This window comes from Jiangella endophytica (assembly GCF_003427025.1).
Classification (GTDB): domain Bacteria; phylum Actinomycetota; class Actinomycetes; order Jiangellales; family Jiangellaceae; genus Jiangella; species Jiangella endophytica.
The window spans coordinates 17,638-39,972 of record NZ_QVAI01000018.1; the positions used below are offsets into that span (position 1 = coordinate 17,638).

The 22,335-nt window shown below is 74.4% G+C and carries 16 protein-coding genes; 4 read left to right on the forward strand and 12 right to left on the reverse strand.

What is annotated here, in order from left to right:
* The first annotated feature begins 15 nt into the window (after nt 1-15).
* Complete coding sequence (locus DZA62_RS27875; RefSeq protein ID WP_116952231.1) at nt 16-2,031, forward strand: DUF6571 family protein; 2,016 nt, start codon at nt 16-18, stop codon at nt 2,029-2,031.
* Between the two features lie 10 nt (nt 2,032-2,041).
* A complete protein-coding gene (locus tag DZA62_RS27880; protein WP_116952232.1) occupies nt 2,042-2,314 on the forward strand; it encodes a hypothetical protein in 273 nt (90 codons plus the stop codon).
* A gap of 18 nt (nt 2,315-2,332) precedes the next feature.
* On the opposite strand, the gene DZA62_RS27885 is transcribed toward DZA62_RS27880, so the two are convergent.
* Nucleotides 2,333-3,379, reverse strand: a complete 1,047-nt coding sequence (locus DZA62_RS27885) for a hypothetical protein (protein WP_157987951.1) — start codon at nt 3,377-3,379, stop codon at nt 2,333-2,335.
* 42 nt (nt 3,380-3,421) lie between these two features.
* Between DZA62_RS27885 and glgB the strand changes: the two genes are divergently transcribed.
* Entirely contained in the window at nt 3,422-5,299 is a 1,878-nt protein-coding gene (gene glgB, locus DZA62_RS27890; RefSeq protein ID WP_116952234.1) for a 1,4-alpha-glucan branching protein GlgB, read from the forward strand.
* 441 nt (nt 5,300-5,740) lie between these two features.
* On the opposite strand, the gene DZA62_RS27895 is transcribed toward glgB, so the two are convergent.
* Nucleotides 5,741-8,497 (reverse strand): S8 family serine peptidase, encoded by a 2,757-nt coding sequence (locus DZA62_RS27895; RefSeq protein ID WP_116952235.1) that lies wholly within the window; start codon nt 8,495-8,497, stop codon nt 5,741-5,743.
* 262 nt (nt 8,498-8,759) lie between these two features.
* On the opposite strand from DZA62_RS27895, the gene DZA62_RS27900 reads away from it, so the two are divergent.
* Nucleotides 8,760-11,288: a M14 family zinc carboxypeptidase gene (locus tag DZA62_RS27900; RefSeq protein WP_116952236.1), complete on the forward strand. Its 2,529-nt coding sequence runs from the start codon at nt 8,760-8,762 to the stop codon at nt 11,286-11,288.
* Nucleotides 11,289-11,620: 332 nt separating this feature from the next.
* On the opposite strand, the gene DZA62_RS27905 is transcribed toward DZA62_RS27900, so the two are convergent.
* The 10 genes from DZA62_RS27905 to DZA62_RS27950 form a co-directional block, all read right to left on the reverse strand.
* The gene (locus DZA62_RS27905; protein ID WP_116952352.1) at nt 11,621-12,379 is read right to left on the reverse strand and encodes a putative protein N(5)-glutamine methyltransferase; all 759 of its coding nucleotides are present in this window, start codon (nt 12,377-12,379) and stop codon (nt 11,621-11,623) included.
* Nucleotides 12,380-12,541: 162 nt separating this feature from the next.
* Nucleotides 12,542-12,841 carry a macro domain-containing protein gene (locus DZA62_RS27910; RefSeq protein ID WP_116952237.1) on the reverse strand — a complete coding sequence of 100 codons (300 nt, stop codon included), beginning with the start codon at nt 12,839-12,841 and terminating at the stop codon, nt 12,542-12,544.
* Nucleotides 12,842-12,865: 24 nt separating this feature from the next.
* A complete protein-coding gene (locus DZA62_RS27915; RefSeq protein ID WP_116952238.1) occupies nt 12,866-13,744 on the reverse strand; it encodes an HpcH/HpaI aldolase/citrate lyase family protein in 879 nt (292 codons plus the stop codon).
* Nucleotides 13,741-14,928: a CaiB/BaiF CoA transferase family protein gene (locus DZA62_RS27920; protein ID WP_116952239.1), complete on the reverse strand. Its 1,188-nt coding sequence runs from the start codon at nt 14,926-14,928 to the stop codon at nt 13,741-13,743. Before DZA62_RS27920 ends, DZA62_RS27915 begins: the two co-directional genes overlap by 4 nt.
* Nucleotides 14,925-16,898 carry an SUMF1/EgtB/PvdO family nonheme iron enzyme gene (locus DZA62_RS27925; RefSeq protein ID WP_116952240.1) on the reverse strand — a complete coding sequence of 658 codons (1,974 nt, stop codon included), beginning with the start codon at nt 16,896-16,898 and terminating at the stop codon, nt 14,925-14,927. The genes DZA62_RS27920 and DZA62_RS27925 overlap by 4 nt, the downstream gene beginning before the upstream one ends.
* Nucleotides 16,895-17,785: a ribokinase gene (gene rbsK, locus DZA62_RS27930; protein ID WP_116952241.1), complete on the reverse strand. Its 891-nt coding sequence runs from the start codon at nt 17,783-17,785 to the stop codon at nt 16,895-16,897. The genes DZA62_RS27925 and rbsK overlap by 4 nt, the downstream gene beginning before the upstream one ends.
* On the reverse strand, nt 17,782-19,128 hold the full coding sequence (locus tag DZA62_RS27935) for an ADP-ribosylglycohydrolase family protein (RefSeq protein WP_116952242.1): 1,347 nt from the start codon (nt 19,126-19,128) through the stop codon (nt 17,782-17,784). The genes rbsK and DZA62_RS27935 overlap by 4 nt, the downstream gene beginning before the upstream one ends.
* A complete protein-coding gene (locus DZA62_RS27940; RefSeq protein ID WP_408619775.1) occupies nt 19,125-20,288 on the reverse strand; it encodes an ADP-ribosylglycohydrolase family protein in 1,164 nt (387 codons plus the stop codon). The genes DZA62_RS27935 and DZA62_RS27940 overlap by 4 nt, the downstream gene beginning before the upstream one ends.
* On the reverse strand, nt 20,275-21,381 hold the full coding sequence (locus tag DZA62_RS27945; RefSeq protein WP_116952243.1) for an ADP-ribosylglycohydrolase family protein: 1,107 nt from the start codon (nt 21,379-21,381) through the stop codon (nt 20,275-20,277). Before DZA62_RS27945 ends, DZA62_RS27940 begins: the two co-directional genes overlap by 14 nt.
* Entirely contained in the window at nt 21,378-22,334 is a 957-nt protein-coding gene (locus DZA62_RS27950) for an ADP-ribosylglycohydrolase family protein (protein ID WP_198664279.1), read from the reverse strand. Before DZA62_RS27950 ends, DZA62_RS27945 begins: the two co-directional genes overlap by 4 nt.
* Nucleotide 22,335 lies beyond the last annotated feature (1 nt).

Below are 22,335 nucleotides of genomic sequence, written 5' to 3' on the forward strand. Positions count from 1 at the left end.
CTCGAAGGAGAGTGGATGACGGAGTACGTGTCCGTCCACCCGGACCGGTTGCGTGATCTTGCTCGTAAGCTGCAGACCGCGGCGAGCACCGTTCGTGAGAAGACCCCCACCATCGTCGACGGCATCGACGGCTGGGACGGGTCGTTCAGCGGGGCGAAACTGAACGCGCTCGCCGACTGGCTCGACGACCAGTGGCGCCCGATGTTCGACCGTGCCGACCTCGCCGCCACCGCGGCCAACCAGCCGCGGGTCTCGGCGACCGGCAGCACCGTCACCATGTTCCAGGTGCCGTTCGAGGTCACCGCCCAGGATCAGGCCAACGAGGGCACGCGCGACGCCCTCGACCTCAGCCGCATGATGAACAGCGACGACCCCGAGCAGCGCGACCGCGCCCAGCGCCAGGCCGCCGAGGCCATGGAGGCGCACGCCGACGATCCCGCCTATCTGCAGGCGTTCTTCAACGCCGGCGGCGCCGAGGTCATCACCACGATGAACCGGCAGATCGCCGAGCAGGGTGTGCCGCCGTCGGAGCAGAACCAGAACCGGCTGCGGCTGTTCAGCACCGGCGTCGCGGCGGTGAGCCGGCTCTCCGAGACCGGCGAGGTCACGCTCAACCAGGGTGCGCTCGACCCGCTGAGCTCGGTCGACAACACGCTCCAGAACGGCATCATGATGATGTACGGGCCGGGCGGCGACCAGTACGGCTCGGCCTTCATGCGCACCGTCGCCGACAACGCACTGCAGTGGCGCGAGGACAACGCCCCGCCGCGCCCGCACTACAGCGCGCCGATGACCACGGCCGGCGGCTACGTGCCCGGCGGCTGGGTGCAGGACGACGACGACTGGTGGACCAAGATCGGCATCGACGTCGACTACCTCGACAACAATGCCGAGGACGCCGGCCGCGGTATCGAGCTGATGCAGCAGTTCGATCCCGTCAACTCCATCCTCAACCGCACCGGGCAGAACCCCGAGGCCAGCCGCCAGCTGCTCAACGGCGAGGACGGCCTCGAGAACGCCCAGCGGCTGATCGACTACGACTGGCAGACGCCCGGCGCCGTGCCGCACGACGACAGCGGGCCGGCGGCCAGCGTGCTGATCGCCGCCACCCAGGACCGCGGCGCCGAGAACGGCCAGGAGTCCGCTCAGGCCGCGGCCAACGTCTTCCAGGCCGGCTACGACCTCAGCAAGCGCGAGCGCAGCGACTACGACAAGGAGCAGCTGCCGGAGCTGCCGTCGGCGCTGGCCGAGGCGATGGCCGTCGTCGGCACCGCCTACGCGCCCGACATGGCCGCGTCCACCGGGCAGAACAACGTCGACATCAACGAGGTGGTCCGCGAGGGCGACAGCTTCTACCTCGCCACCAACACCACGGTGATGAACGGGTTCATGAAGACGTTCATGACCGACCCCGAGGCGGCCGGCGCGTTCCGCGGCGCCATCCAGGCCCAGCTGCGTGGCGCCGCGCACCTGCTGTCCGAGGACCCCTCGGGCAACCCGGACCTGCTGCGTCAGTTCGGCTTCCTGAACGGCATGGTGTCGATCGCCTTCGCCGACCAGGACTTCACCGAGGCCGAGGCGCGCGACGCGGCGAACAAGCAGAACCAGATCTACTTCGACGTCACGAAGGACTTCCTCGAGGCCATCCCGATCGCCGGCGAGTCCGCCGACTTCCTCCGCTCGGTCGCCACCGCCCTGGCCGGCTCGCAGAAGGAGAACCTGTTCCCGACCGACGCCGCGCAGAACGTCGAGAGCGACGTCCAGTACGAGATGATGACCGACATCGCCGACATGCGCACGCACGTCGCACAGGGATTCGTCGACTCAGGGGTCTACCCGCTGCCCGAGGATCAGTCGTTCATCCACGACGGCATCATCGCGCCGCGCGACGACGCGGAGCAGGCGGCCTTCGACCGCTGGTGGAGCCAGATGCCGGCCGACCTCAAGGCCATCGCCAACGGCGCCCCCGACGGGTTCCGCGACGCCACCGGCCAGTTCGCCCCCAACGACGACCGCTTCACGCCCAAGTAAGGACGTCACCATGCCCATTCCGTACGTTCAGGAGTGCAACGAGTCGATGGGGACCGTCAGCAGTGCGGCCACCGACATCGAGGAGGCCATCCAGGCCGTCCGCGACCTCCTCGGCGCCGAGACGTGGACCGGCTCCCAGGCCACCGGCTGGGAGACCGACTTCAACGGCTTCGCCACCGACGCGACGAACAGCCTCGGCACGCCGCTGGACGAGGCGATGCAGGAATGCCGCGACAACGCCGCCGAGTGGCAGGCCGAGAGCGCGGGCACCGGCGCGAACTGACCGCCGCCCGGGCGCGAGTCAGCCGGCGGCGGGGATCGGGAGCTGCAGCAGACTGTGGCAGGCCTGGTCGGCGACGACGACGCGGTTCTGCCAGAGGGTCACCGACACCGGCCGCGACAGGTGCGCGGCGTCGGCGGCGACGTCGGCGTCGTCGCAGTTCGTGCTCGGTGTGCCGCCGCCCGGTTTGGAGCCGGTGGCCAGCATCGTCACGCCGTCGGGCGTCACGTGCAGGACGGAGCCGGAGTCGCGGCGCTGTTCGAGCCCGGCAGTGGTGACGATGAGGCCGTCGGCGCCGTCGCCGGTCGCCGCCGTGACCGTCTGGCCCTCGGCGTCGGCGGGCGGCGTCCACGCCGACCGGCCGGTCTCGCGCAGCGACTCGTCCAGCAGCACCAGCTCGGAGTCGGTGAGCACGGCGACGCCGGACTCCGTGCGGGCGGCCGCGACGGCGCCCTCGACCGGCGGCTCGGCCGGCTGCGCCCCGGCCGGCTCGGTGAGCGTGCCGTCGAGCGTCCACCAGGTGCCGGCCCAGAACAGCCAGGTCGCGTCGGGCAGATCGAGCACCGCGGCCGTGGGCACCGATGTGTCGGCACCGGTCAGCCGGGCGGCCTCGGTGAACGCGGCGTCGGCCAGGCTCAGCGTGCCGACGAGTGCCTCGGTGCCGGAGCCGGCGACGAGGAACAACGCGTCGCCGGTGACCACGCCGGCCGCCGGGATCTCGCCGAAGACCTGCTGGCCCTCGACGGCCGTGGCGGTGCCGTCCTGGCCGATGGTGAACAGGCTCGGGTAGGTGGTCTGCAAGCCGACGAGTTCGCCGTCGCCGCCCGGCGTCACCAGGATCGGGCCCGCGACGCCGGACTGCGCGGCCGGCTCGGTGCCGTCCAGCGGGTCCGGCGTGCCGTCGCCGAGCAGCCGCACCAGACGCCCGTCGGCGACGTCGGGCAGGCCCGCCGGCGCCGCGCTGGTGCCGGAACCGCCGCCGTCGCCCGGTTCGCCGTCACCGCCGTCGCAGGCCGTCGCCGTCAGCAGCATCGCGGCCATGATCGCCGTCACTCTCGCAGCACGCACGAGAGGCAACGCTACTGGGTCGGCGGCCGATAGGCTCGGCGGATGATCGACGCACAGCGGCTCCTGGGCGAGGTCGACCTCCATCTCATCGGTGAGGGGCGGCACGAGCGGCTCTGGGACGTGCTGGGCGCGCGCGTCACCACCATCGACGGCGTCGAGGGCACCGCGTTCACCGTCTGGGCGCCGAACGCCCGGCTGGTCCAGGTCGCCGGCGACTTCAACGGCTGGGACGGCGGCCGGCACACCATGACGCGCGTCGGCGGCGGCGTCTGGGGGCTGTTCGCGCCCGGCGTCGGCGACGGCACCCTGTACAAGTTCAAGGTGCAGGGCGCCGACGGCCACTGGCGCGACAAGGCCGACCCCATGGCGTTCCGCACCGAGGTGCCGCCCGCACAGGCGTCGATCGTCCACCAGACCCGCTACGAGTGGAACGACGAGGTGTGGCTGGCGCGGCGCAGCGGGTCGGCGCACACCCACCCGATGTCGGTGTACGAGGTGCACCTGGGATCGTGGCGGCGCGGGAAGTCCTACCGCGAGCTGGCCGTCGAGCTGGCGCGGTACGTGACCGAGCTGGGCTTCACGCACGTCGAGTTCCTGCCGGTCGCCGAGCACCCGTTCGGCGGGTCGTGGGGCTACCAGGTGACGTCGTACTACGCGCCGACGGCGCGGTTCGGCCACCCCGACGACTTCAAGTTCCTCGTCGACACCCTGCACCAGGCCGGCATCGGCGTCCTGCTCGACTGGGTGCCGGCGCACTTCCCCCGCGACGACTGGGCGCTGGCCCGCTTCGACGGCACGCCGCTCTACGAGCACGCCGACCCGCGCCGCGGCGAGCACCCCGACTGGGGCACGTACGTGTTCGACTTCGGCCGGCCCGAGGTGCGCAACTTCCTGGTCGCCAACGCCCTCTACTGGCTGACGGAGTACCACATCGACGGCCTGCGGGTCGACGCCGTCGCCTCCATGCTCTACCTCGACTACTCCCGGCCCGAGGGCGCCTGGCTGCCGAACCCGCACGGCGGCCGCGAGAACCTCGACGCCATCGCGTTCATGCAGGAGACCAACGCCACCGCGTACCGCTCGGTGCCGGGCATCATCAGCGTCGCCGAAGAGTCCACCGCCTGGCCCGGCGTCACCCGTCCCACCCATCTCGGCGGCCTCGGGTTCGGGCTGAAGTGGAACATGGGCTGGATGCACGACTCACTGGCCTATCTGTCCCGCGACCCGATCCACCGGCAGTACCACCACCATCAGATGACGTTCTCGATGATGTACGCGTTCAGCGAGAACTTCGTCCTCCCGCTCTCCCACGACGAGGTCGTGCACGGGAAGGGCTCGCTGCTCGGCAAGCTGCCCGGCGACCGGTGGCAGCAGCTGGCCACGCTGCGTGCGTTCTACGCCTACATGTGGGCGCACCCCGGCAAGCAGCTGCTGTTCATGGGCGGCGAGTTCGGCCAGGAGTCCGAGTGGGCCGAGTCGCGCGAGATCGAGTGGTGGCTGCTCGAGCGCCCCGGCCACGCCGGCGTGCAAAGGCTGGTCACCGACCTCAACCGCGCCTACCGGGCAGCACCGGAGCTGTGGGCGCTCGACACCGACCCGGCCGGCTTCGAGTGGATCGACGCCAACGACGCCACCGGCAACGTGTTCTCGTTCCTACGCCACGGCCCCGACGGCGAGCTGCTGGTCTGCGTCGCGAACTTCAACGCGCTGCCGCACGAGGACTACCGCGTCGGGCTGCCGCACGCCGGCCCGTGGCAGGAGGTCCTCAACACCGACGCCGACATCTACGGCGGCTCGGGCGTCGGCAACCTCGGCGAGGTCGCCGCCGTCGCCGAGCCCTGGCACGGCCGTCCGGCGTCGGCCCAGCTGCGCGTCCCGCCGCTGGGCACCCTCTGGCTGCGCCCCGCGACCACGCGCTGACCGCGCCGCCTCCGCCCTCGCCGTCCACCGCCCGTGCCCGCGCCGGCCGCCCGCCGCCCGCGCCTCCCTGCGCGCCCGCGGCCGGTCGCCCGGCGCGCCTGCGCCCGGCTGCCCGCGCCCAAAGTTGATCTTGGAGTTGTTCGGACCTTGCGGGCGATTTGCCCGATTGATGGCCGAAGAACTCCAAGATCAACCCGGGCGGGCGAGTGCGGGCGGCGCAGGCGGGTGGGGCGCGGGTGGGGCCACGAGTGCGGGTGGGGCCACGGGTGCGGGTGGGGCCGCGGGGGCGGGACGGCGGAGGGTGGGGCGCGGGGGCGGGACGGCGGGTGCGGCCGCGGGGGCGGGACGGCGGAGGGTGGGGCGCGGGGACGGGCAGCCGGGGGCGGGACGGCGGAGGGCGCCGCCACCCCGAGGGGTGACGGCGCCCGTCGGTGCCAGCCGTCAGTTCCGGTCGACGACGATGACCGGGGAGTCCCAGGTCTCCACGTGATCCGGGTCGGACGGGTCGCCCAGCGGCTTGGTGGCTGTCAGCCGCAGGACGTAGCGGCCGTCGGGCACGGGGACCCGCCGGTCGGTGCCGCTGCCGCGCGGCCGCGTGCCGTCCCAGGTGTAGGCGTTGAACGCGGTCGCCGCGCTGCTGCGGCCGACGAAGTCCTCGGAGAGGACGGTGTTCAACCGGCCCCCCGCGAACGGGCGGCCGGCCGTCCCGTCGGCCTTGGCATGGAACAGCTGCAGCGACACGTTCTGCGCCGCGTGCTCCAGGTGCGCGATGACGACCGGGTGGTCGCCCTCGGTCATCGAGAACGTCGCGCCGTCGGGCAGCAGGTCGTACTCGCCGCCCATGGTGCAGTTGACGCCGACGTACCGGTCGCAGGCCGTGACGTCGCCCAGGGCCGGCAGCCCGAACCCGGCATCGGTCAGAACCGGCAGCTGCTGGTAGTCGCCGACGAAGCCGGCGAACGGCACCCGCAGCGGCTGCCCGTCGGCCGGCGTCAGGACGACCCAGCCGCCGTACTGGCCGAGGTCAGGCTCGGCCGGCGCGGTCACCGTCACGTCGACGGTCGCCGAGCCGCCCGCGGGCACCGTCACCGACGGCGCCGAGAAGGCCACCGTGGCGCCGCCCTCGAAGAACGACGGGTTGTTCGGCGCGCCCGCCGTGCTGATGCCGTCGGTGTGCGACAGCTCGTACGTCACCGGCGCGTCGCCGTCGTTGGTCAGCGTCAGCGTCTGCGCCGACGGCCCCGCCTCGCTCTCACCGAGCGAGAGCTTGCCCGGGCTCACCGCGGTGGACGCCAGGATCGCGTCGTCGATGTCGAGCATGCCCGCGCCCTGACGGTGGGCCGGCTCGACGTACCCGGCGTCCGGGATCAGCGACCAGTCGGCCGGGTCGGCGCTGTTCTGCAGCACGTCGCGGACCTCGCCCGGCGTCAGCGACGGGTGCGCCTGCAGCAGCAGCGCGACGGCGCCGGCTACGTGCGGCGACGCCATGGAGGTGCCGGAGATGACGGCGTACCCGTCGTCCTCGAGCGGGTAGGTCGAGCGGATCAGCCCGCCCGGCGCGCCGAGGTCCGGCTTCAGCGACAGGTCCGACGCCATGCCGTAGGAGCTGAACGACGAGATCAGGCCGCCCGTCGAGTTCTCGACCGTGGTGGTCTCGTCGGTCCAGGTCAGCGTCGCCGAGCCGGCCGCGATGCGGCTGTCCAGCTCGCGGCCGGACTCCTGGTCGAGCGCGACGACGGGGACGGTGATCGGCGGGTCGGCCGGCGTCGTCGGCGCCACCGTCGGGGCGAACGCTCCGGGCACGTTGTTGTAGAGCACGACGGCGGCGGCGCCGGCCTGCTGCGCGTTGCGGGCCTTCTCGTAGAACGGGCAGGTGCCGCGCTGGACCAGCGCGACGGTGCCGCTCAGGTCGGGCAGCGCGCCGGTCGCGGTGCAGGCGTCCGCCGTCGAGGCCGGTGTGCCGGTGCGCGACAGCGGCAGGTCGCCCTCGGTGGGCGCCGACGGCGCGCCGGCGGCCTCCGCGTAGCCGAACTCACGGCCGTCCGGCGTGACGGTGAACATCCGCGCGTCGTACTCGGTGTTGTCGAACGACGCGACGCCGATGACCTTCTCGCCGACGCCGGGCGCGCCGGCCGACCAGGTGCCGGACGTGCCGTTGTTGCCGATCGACGCGACCACCACGACGCCGTCGTCGACGAGCGCGTCGCTGGCCGTGGCCGTCGGGTACTCCGGCCAGGTGACGAAGCCGGCGCCGAGGCTCATGTTGACGACGTCCATGCCGTCGGCGTGCGCCCGCTCCAGCGCGGCGAGGATGATGTCCGACGTCGTCGAGCCGCCGCAGCCGAACACGCGGTACGCGCCGAACTCGACCTCGGGCGCGACACCCAGGACGCCGCCGGCGGCGCTGTCGCCGCCCGCGCCGACGATCCCGGCGACGTGACTGCCGTGTCCGTTGCAGTCGTCCGGGTTGTCGTCGGGACTGGGCACCGGCTGGTAGGCGGCCGAGGTGTCGTCGGCGTTGTAGTCGTCGCCGACGAAGTCGTAGCCGGCCACGACGCGGTCCGTCGGGAACGTCGTCGCGCCGGGTGTGCCGCCACCACCGAGGTCGGGGTGGTCGATGTCGATGCCGGTGTCGACGATGCCGACCTTGAGGCCGTCGCCGGTGTAGCCGAGCTCGCTCTGCGCGATGTCGGCGCCGGTCATGCCAAGCGCGGAGTCCATCGCGGGCTCCGTGGTCGCCGGGTCGGGCGCGTCGACGGTGACGACGGGGTACACCGCGGCGACCTCGGCAGAGCCGGCCAGCCGGCTGATGTCGGCCTCGGAGCCCGACACCGAGAGGCCGTTCCACAGCCGGTCGTAGGTGTAGCGGACGTCCAGGTCGGCCCCGAGCGCGTCGGCCTCGGCGAGGAAGCGGTCGTGCTGGCGCTGCGCCGCGGCGCGGGTGCCGCCGTCGGCGACCGGCTTCGCGGTGAGCTCGACGAACCACGCGCCGGTGGGCTCGTGGATCAGCTCGTCCGCCGGCTCCGGCAGCCCGGCCAGCTCGGAGAGCGTGCCGAGGTAGCCGTCGGCCGCGGGCGCTGCGGTGCCGGCGGCGACGGTGCCGAGAGTCCCGGCGGCCAGGGCCACCGCGGCGGTCGCGGCGAGTCCTGCGCGCCGGGTGACGGCGCGCCTCCCCGGCGCTCTCGATGGTCGTGTCATCGGCGCTCCTCGTTCAGTCGTACGGCATGACAAGGCCCCGCCGGTCGGACGGGGTCGACCTGTAACCTATGGCCGATTTCGCCTCGATTGGAAGCCTTGACGGCAAGTCGGCCGGTTGAGTCACCATGAATCGGGAGAAATCACACGGGAACGCGGCCGCGTACCGGACGGATCTTGCTCTGCGCAACCTCTTGTCACCGCCCGGCCGGAGACGACAGGATGACCAGCACCTCTGCCAGCCCACGTCCTTAGGGGCCGCCTCATGTGGACTCGCACGCTGCCCGCCGCCGGCCTCGCCGGACTCGTGTTGACGGTGTCCGCGGCGCTGTCCGCGCCGGCCGCACCCGACGACGTGCTCGCTCCCGTCGTGCGCACTCCGGAGGACCGCTCGGCGGCCTCGTCGCTGACGCCGTCGGTCGGCGCCCCCGACGCCGGCGCCCTGCTGTCGCCGTTCTCCGTCACGGCCACCACCGGCCTGCCGGGCCGGCCGCGCGACGACGTCATCGCCGACGTGCCGGTGAACCCGAACGACGCCTCGATCCCGCTGAACCTGACGCCGTACCACGCGATCCCACCGGCGCTGCGGGCGCTGCAGGACAGCGACCGCGTCAGCGTCGAGATCATCGGCCAGTCCGCGCTCGGCCGCGACCTGCACCTCGTCGTCGTCACGTCGCCGATGACCGACGCCGAGTGGGCCGAGTGGCAGCGGCTGTCCGACCTGCGCACCGCCGACCCCGACGCCGCGATCGACGCGCTCGAGGCCGGCGAGTACGACGACTGGAAGTCGCCGCTGTTCGTCAACAGCAACATCCACGGCAACGAGTGGGAGGGCACCGACGCGACGCTGCAGGTGCTGGACGAGCTGGCGTTCTCGTCCGACGCCGAGGTGGCCGAACTGCTCGACCAGCACGTCGTCGCGATGGTGGTCACGAACAACCCGGACGGCCGCGTCGCCGGCACCCGCGCCAACGGCAACGGGTTCGACATCAACCGCGACTACATCACCGCCTCGCAGCCGGAGTCGCGCGCCGTGCGCGCTCAGCTGATCCGGTACGACCCGCTGACCATGCTGGACGAGCACGGCTACACCGGCACGACGCTGATCGAGCCGACCACCGGCCCGCACGGCGAGAACTACGAGTACGACCTCTACATCCGCCAGGCCATCCGCAACGGCCTGGCGATGGAGCAGGCGGTGCTGGCGCTCGGCGAGCCGCGAGTCACCGCCGTCAACATCCCGTTCCGCAACCAGACCGACGGCTGGGACGACTGGCCGCCGATCTTCACGCCGATGTACGCGATGTACCACGGCGCCGTCGGGCACACCGTCGAGATCCCGCTGAACCCGCGCGGCATCCCGGACAGCCAGATCGCGGAACGGCACGAGCGGACCCGCATCAACACCGCCGTCGCCCGGGCCACCATCGAGGCGAACTTCGCCTGGGCGCACGAGAACCGGATGAGCCTGCTCGCCGACCAGCTGGAGATCTTCCGGCGCGGCGAGGCCGGCGAGTCGTCCCGTCCGATCGACGACGACCTCGCCCTGTCGCTCGCGCTCGGCGACAACGGGAAGACGTTCCTGCAGGACTACCCGCGGGCCTACGTCGTCCCGGCCGAGCGGCGCGGAGACGCGGCCGCCGCGCGACTGGCGCAGTTCCTCCTCGACAACGACGTCGAGGTGCACCAGGCGCGGCGGCCGTTCACCGCCGGCGGCACGACCTACGCGGCCGGCTCGTACGTCGTCGACCTGCACCAGGCCAAGCGCGGCCTGGCCAGCACGATCCTCGATGTCGGACGCGACGTCACGACGGACTTCCCGACCATGTACGACATCTCGGCGTGGAGCCAGGCGTACCTGTGGGGCGCGTCGGTCGCGACGGTGCCCGCGGGGAGCTCGCTGGACAGCCGGGCACTGTCGCCGTTGTCGTCGGTGGCGCCGACGGGGTGGGTGGCGCCCGGGCGGCCCGCGCACTACGGCTTCAGCGCCGGCACACTGGCCGGGATCCGGGCGGTGAACGCGTTCGTCGCGGCCGGGGTGCCCGTGCGGCGGACGGCGGACGGCGTGTTCACGGTGCCGGGGTCGGCGCGTGACCTCGTCGCGGATGCGGCGGCCTCGTACGGCATCGCGTTCTCCGCGCTGAGTGCCGGTGCGGTCCGTGGAGCGGTGCCGGTCGACGTGGCGCGGGTCGGCACCAGCGCCCCGGCCGACGAACTGCACGCGCTGGCTCGCATGGGCTTCGCGACGACGAACGTGACGGCGGCCGGGTTCAACGCGGGGACGTACTCGTTCGCCGACTTCGACGCCCTGTATGTCTCGACCACCGGGTTCGACCCGAGGCAGCTGGACGCGACCCGGCAGGCGGCGTTCGCGGCCTGGCGGGCGGCCGGCGGCACGATCGTCGGGCGCGGCAACGGCGGCGTGCAGTTCAACGAGCGGGCCGCGCTGCTGCCGGTGTCGGCGGTGGTCGCACGCAGTGACGCCAACGGCATCGTCGCGGTCGTGAACTCCGCCGACTCGCCCGTGACCGCGAGCGCCCTGCCGTCGTCGTTCGTCAGCTCGCCGCGGCACTTCACCGGCCTGGGCGCCGGCGTGCGGGTCGACCAGCGGCTGGGCACCGAGGGCTTCTTCCTGGCCGGGCACTGGGTCGGGTCGGAGGCCGCGGCCGGTCAGCCGGTCGTCGTCAGCGGTCTGGCCGGCGGCGCCGACGTCACGCTGTTCGCGACCGAACCGCTCTACCGGTCGCATCCGGAAGGCCTGTTCCCGCAGGTCGCGAACGCGCTCTGGCAGTAGCGACCTGACACCGGCGGGGAGTCGTCATCCCCTGCGGAGGTGACGACTCCCCGCCGGTATCCTCGCTGCTTGCCCACGGTTCGGTACCCGCCCGTGTGGTCGCGACCTGCCCGAGCCCAGCCTGCTTGCCCACGGTTCGGTACCCGCCCGGCTGGGAGGGCACCCACCCTACGGGCGGGCACCGACAGCACCGGCTGCGCCGCGGTGTACGGGTGCGACGGCCGGGCGAACAGGTCCTTCGTCCCCGCTCGCCCGACCCCGGCCGGCCCCTCAGCTCGACAGCCGCCCCGCCGGCCCGTGACCCGCCCGACCCCCGGCCGGCCGGCCGGGCCTCAGCCCGGCATTCGCCCCAGCACGACGGTCGATTCGTCGTCGTGGTGCTCGGTCGCCGTCAGGCCGGCCGCCGTGAGGGCGTCGACGGCGGCCGCGGCCTGGGCGGCGCTCATCTCCAGCAGCAGGACGCCGTCGTCGCTCAGCCAGTCCGGCGCGCCGACGGCGATGCGCCGCACCAACTCCAGTCCGTCGCCGCCGCCGTCGAGGGCGGTGAGTGGTTCGTGCTCGCGGGCCTCGGGCGGCATCAGCGCGATGGCCGCCGTGGGCACGTAGGGCGGGCTCGCCAGCAGCACGTCGACGCGGCCGCGCAGCCCGCTCGGCAGCGCGCCGTAGAGGTCGCCCTGGTGGACGCGGCCGGCCGGTTCGACGTTGCGGCGCGCGCACGCGACGGCCGCAGGGTCGACGTCGGCGGCGTGCAGTTCGACATCGCCGGCCCCGCGGACGACGGCGAGCCCGAGCGCCCCTGTCCCGCAGCACAGGTCGACGACCACCGCGCCCGGGCGCACCCGCCGCCGCGCGAGGTCGACGAGCAGCTCGCTGCGGTGCCTGGGCACGAACACGCCCGGATCGACGGCGACGCGCAGCCCGGCGAACTCGGCCCAGCCCAGGACGTGCTCGAGCGGCTCCCCGGCGACTCGCCGCACGACCATCGCCTCGGCCTCGGCCGGGGTGGCGGCGGTCTCGTCGATCAGCCGCGCCTCGTCCTCGGCGAACACACACCCCGCCGCCCGCAACCGCGCGACGACTCGCTGGTCCAGCACACCGCCACCCTAGATGAGTGAGTCCGAAGGATCTCTCGTGGTCGTGAGCGACGAAGGAGCGTTCACCGCGCTGGTCTGCCGGGTGTGGAAGCGGCGTGGCCTGCCTTGGCAAGGCCTGTCACCTCCTTGGCAAGGTCCACGGTCGCCCGAGCGTCCGGCTCATCCCGATGTGCGGGGCGACGAGCCTTGCCAAGGTGGCCGAGTCCGGACCTTGCCGCCCCACGACCGACCATCGGGCTCGTTCACGATGTAGCGCGGACCATCGCTCGCGCCGGTGGGCCACACGTGTCTGCGGCCGGGGCGCAACTCACCCGCCCGAGCCGCCTCCGCGTAGGCCTCGACCATCGCCGGGTGGGCCGCCTTGAACTGAGCGGCCCTGCCCTCGCCCATGACGCCGCGGATGTTCACCGCGTCGACCAGCGCGTCGGCGTCGGCGGCCAGCAGGTCGCCGCGCAGCACCTGGATCCCCAGGGTCCAGGTGCGTCAGCGCGGTCCGACCACCTCGGCGGCCGCGGCGGCGGTGCGGTCGGCGAGGGCGAGCACCTTCTGGGCCTGCTCGACCATCGCGACGTCGATGAAGCGGCCGCCGGGGAGGACGGCGACGCCGGAGCCGGAGGCCGCCGCGGCTTCGACCGCGGCGACCACCTCGGCCGCGCGGGCGACCTCGTCCGGCGACGGGCGGAAGGCGGCCTCGATGACCGGCAGCTGCTTCGGGTGGATCGCGGCCCGGCCGACGAAGCCCAGTTCGCGGCCGCGCGCGCACGAGGCGGCGAGGCCGTCGGCGTCGGAGAGGTCGGTCCAGACGGCCATCGCCGGGGCCGGCAGCCCGGCCGCCCGTGCCGCCACCACCAGCCGCTGCCGGCACCACGCCAGCCCGGCGCCGGCCCCGTCGCCGGCCCCGTCGGTCGGCAACCCGAGGTCGGACGCGAGGTCCGCCTCGCCCAGCCCGATCGACGCCACGCCCAGGGCCGACGCGATCGCGTACGCCGCCTCGACCCCGGCCGCCGTCTCGAGCAGCGCGTGCACCGGACGGTCCCCCACCACCGAGCGCACCGCGGCGACGTCGGCAGGCGACGACACCTTCGGCACCCGCACGGACACCGACGGAGGCAGCCCGGCGACCAGCGCGAGGTCGTCCGCGCACCACGGCGTGCCGGGAGCGTTGACCCGCACCTGCACGTCCCGCGCCGGGTCGGCGGCCGGCACCACGGACAGCACGCCGGCCCGCGCCGACGACTTCGCCGACGGTGCCACCGCGTCCTCGAGGTCGAGGATCACGACGTCGGCCGACGAGGCCAGCGCCTTTTCGGCGCGGTCGGGCCGGTCGGCGGGCACGTACAGCAGGGTCAGGACCAGGCTCATACGACTCCCTCGGAGCGAAGCGCCGCGATGTCATCCACCGCATAGCCGAGTTCGACCAGGACGTCGGACGTGTCGGCGCCGTGCGCCCGCCCGGCCCACCGCACCGCTCCCGGCGTCTCGGAGAGCCGGAACAGCACGTTCTGCATCGCGACCTCGCCGAGGTCGGCGTCCGGCACCCGCAGCACGGTCTCCAGCGCGGCCAGCTGCGGGTCCACGACCAGGTCCGACGCGTCGTAGACGGGCGCCACCGCGGCCTCGGCCCGCTCGAACTGCGCCACCACCTCGTCGCGGGTCCGCGCCGCGACCCAGGCCCCGACGGCGGCGTCGAGCTCGTCGACGTGCGCGGCCCGGCCGGAGCCGGTCGCGAACCACGGCTCGTCGACGACCTCGGGCCGGCCGACCAGCCGCATGACCCGTTCGGCGATGCTCTGCGAGCTGGTCGACACCGCGACCCAGCGGCCGTCGGAGGTGCGGTACGTGTTGCGCGGCGCGTTGTTCGCCGACCGGTTGCCGGTCCGCTGCTGCACCGTCGCGAGCTGGTCCCACCGGGTCAGCTGCGGCCCGAGCACGGACAGCATCGGCTCGATGATCGCGAGGTCGACGACCTGCCCTCGCCCGCTGGCGGCCCGGGACGACAGCGCGGCCGTGACCGCGAACGCCGTCGCCAGCGCCGTGATGCCGTCGGCCAGCCCGAACGGCGGGAGGGTCGGCGGGCCGTCCGGCTCACCGGTCATCGCGGCGAACCCGCTCATCGCCTCGGCCAGCGTGCCGAACCCGGGCCGCCGCCGGTACGGGCCGATCTGCCCGAAGCCGGTGACGCGCGCGAGGATCAGCCCCGGGTTCTCCTTCGACAGCTCGGGGTAGCCGAGGTTCCACCGCTCCAGCGTGTCCGGACGGAAGTTCTCGATGACGACGTCGGACTCGCGCGCCAGCCGCCGGAACACCTCCTGGCCACGCTCGTGCGACAGGTCCAGCGTCATCGTCCGCTTGTTGCGGCCGAGCGTCTTCCACCACAGGTTCTGCCCGTCCTTCGCCGGCCCGTGCCCGCGGGACGGGTCCGGCCGGCGCGGGTGCTCGACCTTGACGACGTCGGCGCCCATGTCGCCGAGGTGCATCGCGGCGATCGGCCCGGCGAACAGCGTCGCGGCATCGACGACCCGCAGCCCGGTCAGCGGCCCGTTCACGTCGTCACCCCCACGGCGCAGCGGAAGCCGACGGACGGCGACCGGTCCAGCCCCGCGCCCATCAGCAGGTACTTCGCCGAGAAGCCGGGCGCGCGGCGGCCGCCGTCGAAGTACCAGTCCGACCCGCTGGGCACCCAGTCCGACCCGCCCTTGAGGACGACGAACCGGGTGCGGCCGTCGGCGTGCTCGCTTTCGGTCAGGTTCCAGACGGCGGGCGCGCCGCGCTCCAGCAGCCCGGCCTCGCCGGCGATCTGCCACTCGTCCTCGGCCGGCAGCCGCCACCCGGCCCACGCGGCGTACGCGCGGGCGTCGGCGAGGTCGACGTACGTGACCGGTTCGGCGCCGCGGCCCGCCGGTGGCACGCCGTCGCGCCAGTGCGCGAGGAACCGCTCCGGCCGAAGCGGCCGGTACCCGGTCGCGGCGCGGAACGCGGCGAACTCGTCGTTGCTGACCTCCGTGCGGCCGATCGCGAACGGCTCGACGGCGACGCGGCGGTGCGCGGTGCCGGCGGCATGCAGGCGCGGCGGCAGCGGCTTCCACTCGTCGACGTACGGCGCCTCGTCGTAGAGGCCGGTCTCGCGGACGCGGTACCGGACGACGAGGTCGTGCCGGCCGCCGTCCACCCGGACCAGACCGGGCGGCACCGCCGCGACCACCCGCGCGGGCGCCGGCACCCGCACCGCCGGCCGCCGCGGGAAGGTCGCGTCCGGATCGACGGCGACGGACCCGGGCGCGACGTCGGCGGCCAGCACGGCCGCGACCCCGCCGGCGGGCAGCCGGCCGCCGATCACCGTCCGCCCGTCGTCGCGCTTCGTCACCGTCAGCGCCGCGCCGGTGGTCAGCTCGGTGAACGCTCCCGGCGCGACGTCTGTCACCAGCCAGGGACCGGACCACTCGGCGTCGCTCCGGTTCACCACGGTCCACAACGCGACGCCGTCGTGCACCCACCGCGACGCGTACACCGGCGCGCCGTCGCCCGGGTGATCGGCCAGCGGCGTCCAGTCCTCGCCCTGCAGCCAGTCGCGGTACTCGCGCTGCACACGGCGCATCGAGCGCAGCAGCGACCGGTCCCGGGCGCTCCAGCCCACCCAGACGCCGAACACCGTCTCCCACACCAGGATCCCGGAGCCGTTCAGCCAGGCCGACTGCAGCTCCTCCAGGTGGCTGTGGTTCCAGCGGCGCGTGTGGTGCAGCACGTGGCGACGCTCGAACCAGGTCGCTCGCAGCACGCCCGGCACGGGTGAGTCGGCGAACCACTGCGCCCACGACGTCGTGTGGTCGTGCACGCGGGCCAGCGGGAGCCGCGACTCGCCCTCCATCGACAGCCCCGGCCGCAGCGCGTCCAGCCCGGCGCGGACCTCGGCCGAGCCCTCCTTCGAGCTGTCCAGGAAGACGCCGTCGGCGCCGAGGCGGTCGACCAGATCAACAAGGACTCCGGCACCGGACATGTGCGGCCTCGACTGAGAAGCGTGTCTCGGCCGTTCCTCCCACGGGTAGTACGAGACGAACACCCGCACCCCCGCGGCCTGGAAGGCGGCGACGACGGACGGCAGCTCGGGCACGTCGAAGAAGGCGAACTGGTCGCGCTCGTCGATGCCCTCGTTCGGGTACGCGTGCCAGAGGACGACGCCGTCGAACCCGCCGAACTCCCGCGTGGCCGCGGTGAGGTAGCCGCCGACGTCGAACCGGCCGGTCGCGTGGTCGTAGAGCAGCTCGTCCCAGAGCCAGGTCAGCGCGACGACGAACCCGTCGGTGCGCTCGACGTCGTAGCGCGACCCGTCGTAGCCCACCCGGGCGCCGGTCCGCCAGCGGGTGAGCGCCGACCGCCACGCCGCCCAGTCCGCGGGGTCGTCCGGCGCGGCGAAGATCTTCGCCTCGTCCAGCACCGACAGGTCGGCGGACGGGGCCAGCGGCACCGTCGCGGGCCGGTCGATCGGGCGCGGGACGTACGGGTTCGGCTCGCCGCTCACGACGCCTCCGCCAGGAACGCGTCGATCTCGGCGCGGTCAGGCATCGACGACGACGCACCCGGCCGCCGCACCGACAGCGCGGCCGCCGCCGACGCACGTCGCAGCGCGTCGTCCCAGTGCAGCCCTTCGGCGAGACCGACGGCCAGCACTCCGGCGAAGGTGTCGCCGGCCGCCGTCGTGTCGACCGCCTCGACCGGGAACGCCGGCACCGCGGTCTCGTCGCCCGCCCGCAACCGCAGCGCGCCGCGCCCGCCGAGCGTGACGACGACGTCGCCGCCGCCCGCGGCCAGCGACCGCGCGGCCTCGACCGGGTCCGCGACGCCGGCCAGCAGCGCCGCCTCGTGCTCGTTCGGCACCAGGACGTCCACCGCTGCCAGCAGCTCCGGCGGCAGCGGCACGGCCGGCGCCGGGGTCAGCACGACCCGCACGCCGCGCGACCTCGCGTAGAGCGCCGCCTCCGTGACCAGCGGCAACGGCAGCTCCAGCTGCAGCAATACGAGCTGCGCCGCGTCCAGGGCGGCCCTGTGCGCGTCGGTCAGTGCCGTCACCGTCGCGTTCGCGCCCGGCACCACGACGATCGAGTTGTCGCCGGTGGCGTCGACGGTGATGTGCGCGGTCCCGGTGGGCTGGTCGCTCACGGCCAGCCCGGACACGTCGATGCCGGCGCCGGCGAGCAGCGCCGTGACGCGCCGGCCGAAGTCGTCGTCGCCCACGGCGCCGAGGAACGCGACGTCGCCACCGGCCCGGGCCGCCGCGAGCGCCTGGTTGGCGCCCTTGCCACCGGGGACGGTGGTGAAGGTGCGGCCGGTGACGGTCTCGCCGCGGCCGGGCGCGCGGTCGACGGTGGCGACGAGGTCCATATTGGCGCTGCCGAGGACGGCGATCATCGCAGTGCCTCCCCCGCGGCGATCGTCCGGGCGGCCAGCGCGTCGAAGCCGATGCCGTCGAACCCGGCCAGCGTGGTGCTCATGCGGTTGCGCAGCGGCGCGATCCACCGCTGCGGCAGCGCGGCGGCGCCGGTCAATGCGCCGACGATCGAGCCGACCGTGGCGCCGTTGGAGTCGGTGTCCCAGCCGCCGCTCACGACGGCGGTGATCGAGCGCTCGTAGTCACCGTCGCCGTGCACCAGCGCGGCCACGACCAGCGCGGCGTTGTTCAGGACGTGCACCCAGTGCAGGTGCCCGTAGCGGGCCTCGATCGCGTCGACGACGGCCTCCCAGCCCGGTTCCTTCGCGGCCGCTTCGCGGGCGAAGCGGACCGCCTCGGCGTAGCGCGACGACGCCGGCACGACCGACAGCCCGGCGTCCAGGACCTCGTCGACCGACGACGCGACCAGCGCCGCCGAGCACGCGGCGGCCGCGAACAGCTCGCCGTACACGCCGTTGCGGGTGTGGCTCAGGACGGCGTCTCGCCAGGCCAGCTCGGCCGCGCCCGCGCGGTCCCCGGGTCGCGTCCAGCCGAACACGTCGCCGCGGATCTGCGCTCCGATCCAGTCGCGGAACGGGTTGCGCACGGTCGCGGTGGCCGGCGGCAGGTGGCCGAGCAGCAGGTTGCGGTAGGCGACCCGCTCGGCGGTGAACACCCGTCCGGCCGGCAGCGACGCCAGCCAGCTCTCCGCGACGTCGACCGTGGTGAAATCTGCGCCACGGGTCTCCAGCAGCGCGAGGTTCAGCATCGGGAAGTTGAGGTCGTCGTCCTCGGGCATGCCGTCGATGTTCTCGGCCAGGCTGGTCGTCGCGCTGCGCCGGTTCCACGGCCAGCGGGCCGCGACGTCGTCGGGCAGGCCGGCGGCGGTGAACCAGCCGGCCAGCGGCCAGCGGCCGGTCGCCTCCAGGATCTCCCGGATCCCGGCGCGCGAGATCTTCTCCACCGGCTTGCCGAGCAGGCAGCCGGCGGCGCGGCCCAGCCAGGCGCCGTGCACGCGGTCCGGCGACGGCGCCACGCCGCCGGGCTCGCCCGCCGGCCAGGCCGCCCGCAGCTCGTCCAGTGCGGTCGGCTCGGCCGCGTCGAACGGCGACGGCCGCGCGTCGATCTCGTCCAGCAGTTCGGCGGCCAGCGCCCGCAGCTCCGGCGGCGCCGCGACGTCGGACGCGCCCGACCGCACCGGCGCGTCGTCGCCGCCGGCCGCGGTCCATCGCGAGCGCAGGTCGGCGACGTCGACACCGTCCTCGGCGGCCTGGGCGAACGCGTGCCCGACCAGGTCCTCCGACTGGATCCAGGTCAGCCTCATGCCCCCGCCTCTCCCATGAGTCCGCCGAAAGCCTGGTCCACCGCCTGCCGGCGGGCCTGGTCGGCCGCCCGCACCCGCGCCGTCACCGCCGCCAGCCGCTCCCCCGGCCCTGCGAGGTCCACCTTGCTGGCCGCCGCGACCGCCGTCACCAGGTCGGCCGGCACCGCCGCGCGGCCGCCGAGCGCCCCGGCGACGGCCCCGGCCATCGAGGCGATCGAGTCGGAGTCGCGGCCGTAGTTGACGCCGCCGATCACGGCGTCGCGCCAGTCGCCGCCGGCGATGGCCAGGAAGCCCAGCGCGACCGGCAGCTCCTCGATGGTGTGCACACGGCTCGGCCGCCGGGCGCCGAGGCCCTGGTTGCGGTAGTCCTCGCCGACGGTGTCGTACGGCGCGACGGCGGCGCGCAGCTTGCCGGACTCGACCGCCTCGGTCCAGTGCCCGATCGAGGCCGCGGTGTCGAGCACCGCCTCGATGCCCGCCCTCGTCCCGTCCTTGGCCAGCCGCACCGCCACGGCCAGCACATCGTCGACCGTCGCGCCGGGCGCCGCGGCCGCGGCCACACAGGCGGCCATGACGCCGGCGGCCTCGCGTCCGTAGGACGACTGGTGCGCGCCGGCGACGTCGACCGCCTCGGCGTAGGCGGTCTCCGGGTCCGTGGCGTTGACGATGCCGACCGGCGCGATGTACATCGCCGCGCCACAGTTCACCGCGTTGCCGACGCCGGCCTCGCGCGGGTCGGCGTGCCCCCAGTGCAGCCGCAGCGCCATGTACTTCTCCGCGAGGAAGACCCGCTGCAACGGCAGTGCCTCGGCCTCCAGCTCGGGGATCCAGACCTTGCGGCCGATCATCAGCGGCACCAGCCGCTCGGCGACGTCGTACGCCGTCAGGTGGGCGCCGGCCTGCTCGTACACGTCGACCACGAGGTGCGTCATCAGGGTGTCGTCGGTGACGTTGCCGTCGCCCTTGTGGTACGGCGCGATGGGCCGCGCGGTGCGCCAGTCCTCGTAGTACGGCGGCACGATGCCCTCGACCCAGCCGCCCCACCGGTCCCGGATCTGCTGTGGCGACCAGCCCTCCGTCGCACCACCGAGCGCGTCGCCGACGGCGGCTCCCGTCAGGCATCCGACCGCGGTGTCGATGAGTGCGTCACTGGTCAACACTGGTTTCCTTTCCCTTGTGGGAGCCGCCGCCGGTGACCTCGCGGTCGGCCGCGGCGAGCGCCCTTTCCTCGATGGAACCTGCCAGCTCGACCAGGTCGAGGCCGGCCAGTTCGGCCGCGCAGCAGCCGGCGAGTCGCCGGCACCGCTCGGCCCACGTCGTGGGCAGCGCGCTCGACCCGTGAGCGGCACCGGTGAGCGCGCCCGTCAACGCGGGTGCGCTGTCGGCCAGCGCGGGCAGGCAGGCCGCGGCCGTGACGGCGGCGATCGGCCGCTCCCCGGCCCGCTCGGCCGCGTGCGCCAACGCGACGGCCACCGGCAGCGTCTGCGCGGCGGCGACGCCGTAGCTGTAGACGTGGCCGGCCGGTTCGTCCAGCAGGGGGACCGCCTCGGCCGCGCTGCCCACGTCGGCCGTCACCGCCAGCGCCCGCTCGGCGGACGCCGCCAGCAGCCCGTCCGCCGGCAGCCCGGCGGCGGCCGCGGCCCATGCGGCGGCCAGCGGCTCACCGCGGACCAGCCGCGCGATCGTCTCGGCTACCGCCCGGGCCGCGGCCAGGCCGTCGCCGGCGTTGGTGACCTCGGCGTCCCAGCCGGCCAGCGTGGCGGCCGTCTCCGGGCCGTCGGCGACGAGGCCGATCGCGACCGCGCGGACCGCGGCGGCGTCGTCGAAGTGGTGCGGGTTGTCGTGCCCGGTGACGGGCGGGTCGAGATCACGGCGCAGCGCGTCGGCCGCGGCGGCGACACTGATCCGGCCGCGCGGCAGCGCGCCGCCGACGGCCACGGCCCGCCAGTGCGCGTGCACGTCGTCGCGGCTCAAGGCGGGCGCGGCCGCGCCCAGCCAGCTCAGCGTCCACGCCGCCCACTCCGCGTCGTCGCCCGGGCCCAGCCGCAGCGGCGCCGTCGGCTGGTTCAGCGCGAACGGCACCGGCAACGTCGTCACCTGCTCGTTCTCGGCGAACGCGTCGAGCTCGCGGTGCAGGCGCCGGGTCCACGGCGGCAGCAGCCGAGCACGGTGCCGGACGGCGGGCCAGCCCGCGGCGTCGCCGATGGCCAGCCCGAGCAGCGCCCCGGCGGTGCGGTCCTGCCGTTCGCTCACGAGTCCGCCTCCAGGTGGTCGGCCAGCCGGTCGGCGAGGTCCAGCGGGTGCAGCCCCGCGACCACCTCGCCCAGGCAGCGGCCGGTGACCGGCCCGATCTGTCGCCGCCAGTCCGCCGGCACGCATCCGAGGCCCCCGTGCGCCCCGGCCAGCGCGCCGGCGATGGCGGCGGTGGTGTCGGCGTCGCGGCCCATGGCGACGGCGCCGGTCACCGCGCCGGTGAACTCGCCGTCCGCCGCCAGGAACGCGCCGAACGCCAGCGCGACCGCCTCCGGCGCCAGGTCCGTCCACGGATAGGACCGGACGACGACGGCGTCCAGCACTGCGGGCACGTCGCCCGCGTGGACGACGCCGGCCCGCAGCGAGCGCGCCGTCCACGAGTCGGCCGGGACGGCGGCGAGGGCGGCGGCCGCGATCTCCTGCGGCATCGCCGTCCCCGTCATCGCGACGGCGACCGCGGCGGCGACGGCGACACCGGCGTGCACGCCCTCGCCGTCGTGGCTGACCGCGCCGTCGACGGCCGCCAGCCGGGCCGCCGTCGCCGGGTCGCCCGCCGCGTACACGCCGTGCACCGCGGCCCGCATGGCGAGGCCGTCGCTCCACGAGTGCAGGTGCCGCCCACTGGCCGGCGGCCGCAGCCCGGCCCGCAGGTTCTCGATGGTGCCGAGCTCACTGAACCCTGCGCCGGGGAACCCGCCCTCGCGGCCGGTCAGGTGCCGGATCCATGCGTCGGCGACGTCGTCGCTGGTCAGCTCGGCACCGTGCTCGAGCAGCAGCAACGCGCTGAACGCCGCGTACTCGGTGTCGTCGGTCCCCGACGGCCGGTCGTTCAGGAAACCGGTGACCGTGCCCCAGCGGGCGGCGATCTCCTCGGCCGTCAGGTTCTCCGCGGGGGCGCCCATGGCGTCACCGATGGCGAGCCCGAGCAGGCACCCCCGCGCGCGGTCCCTCATC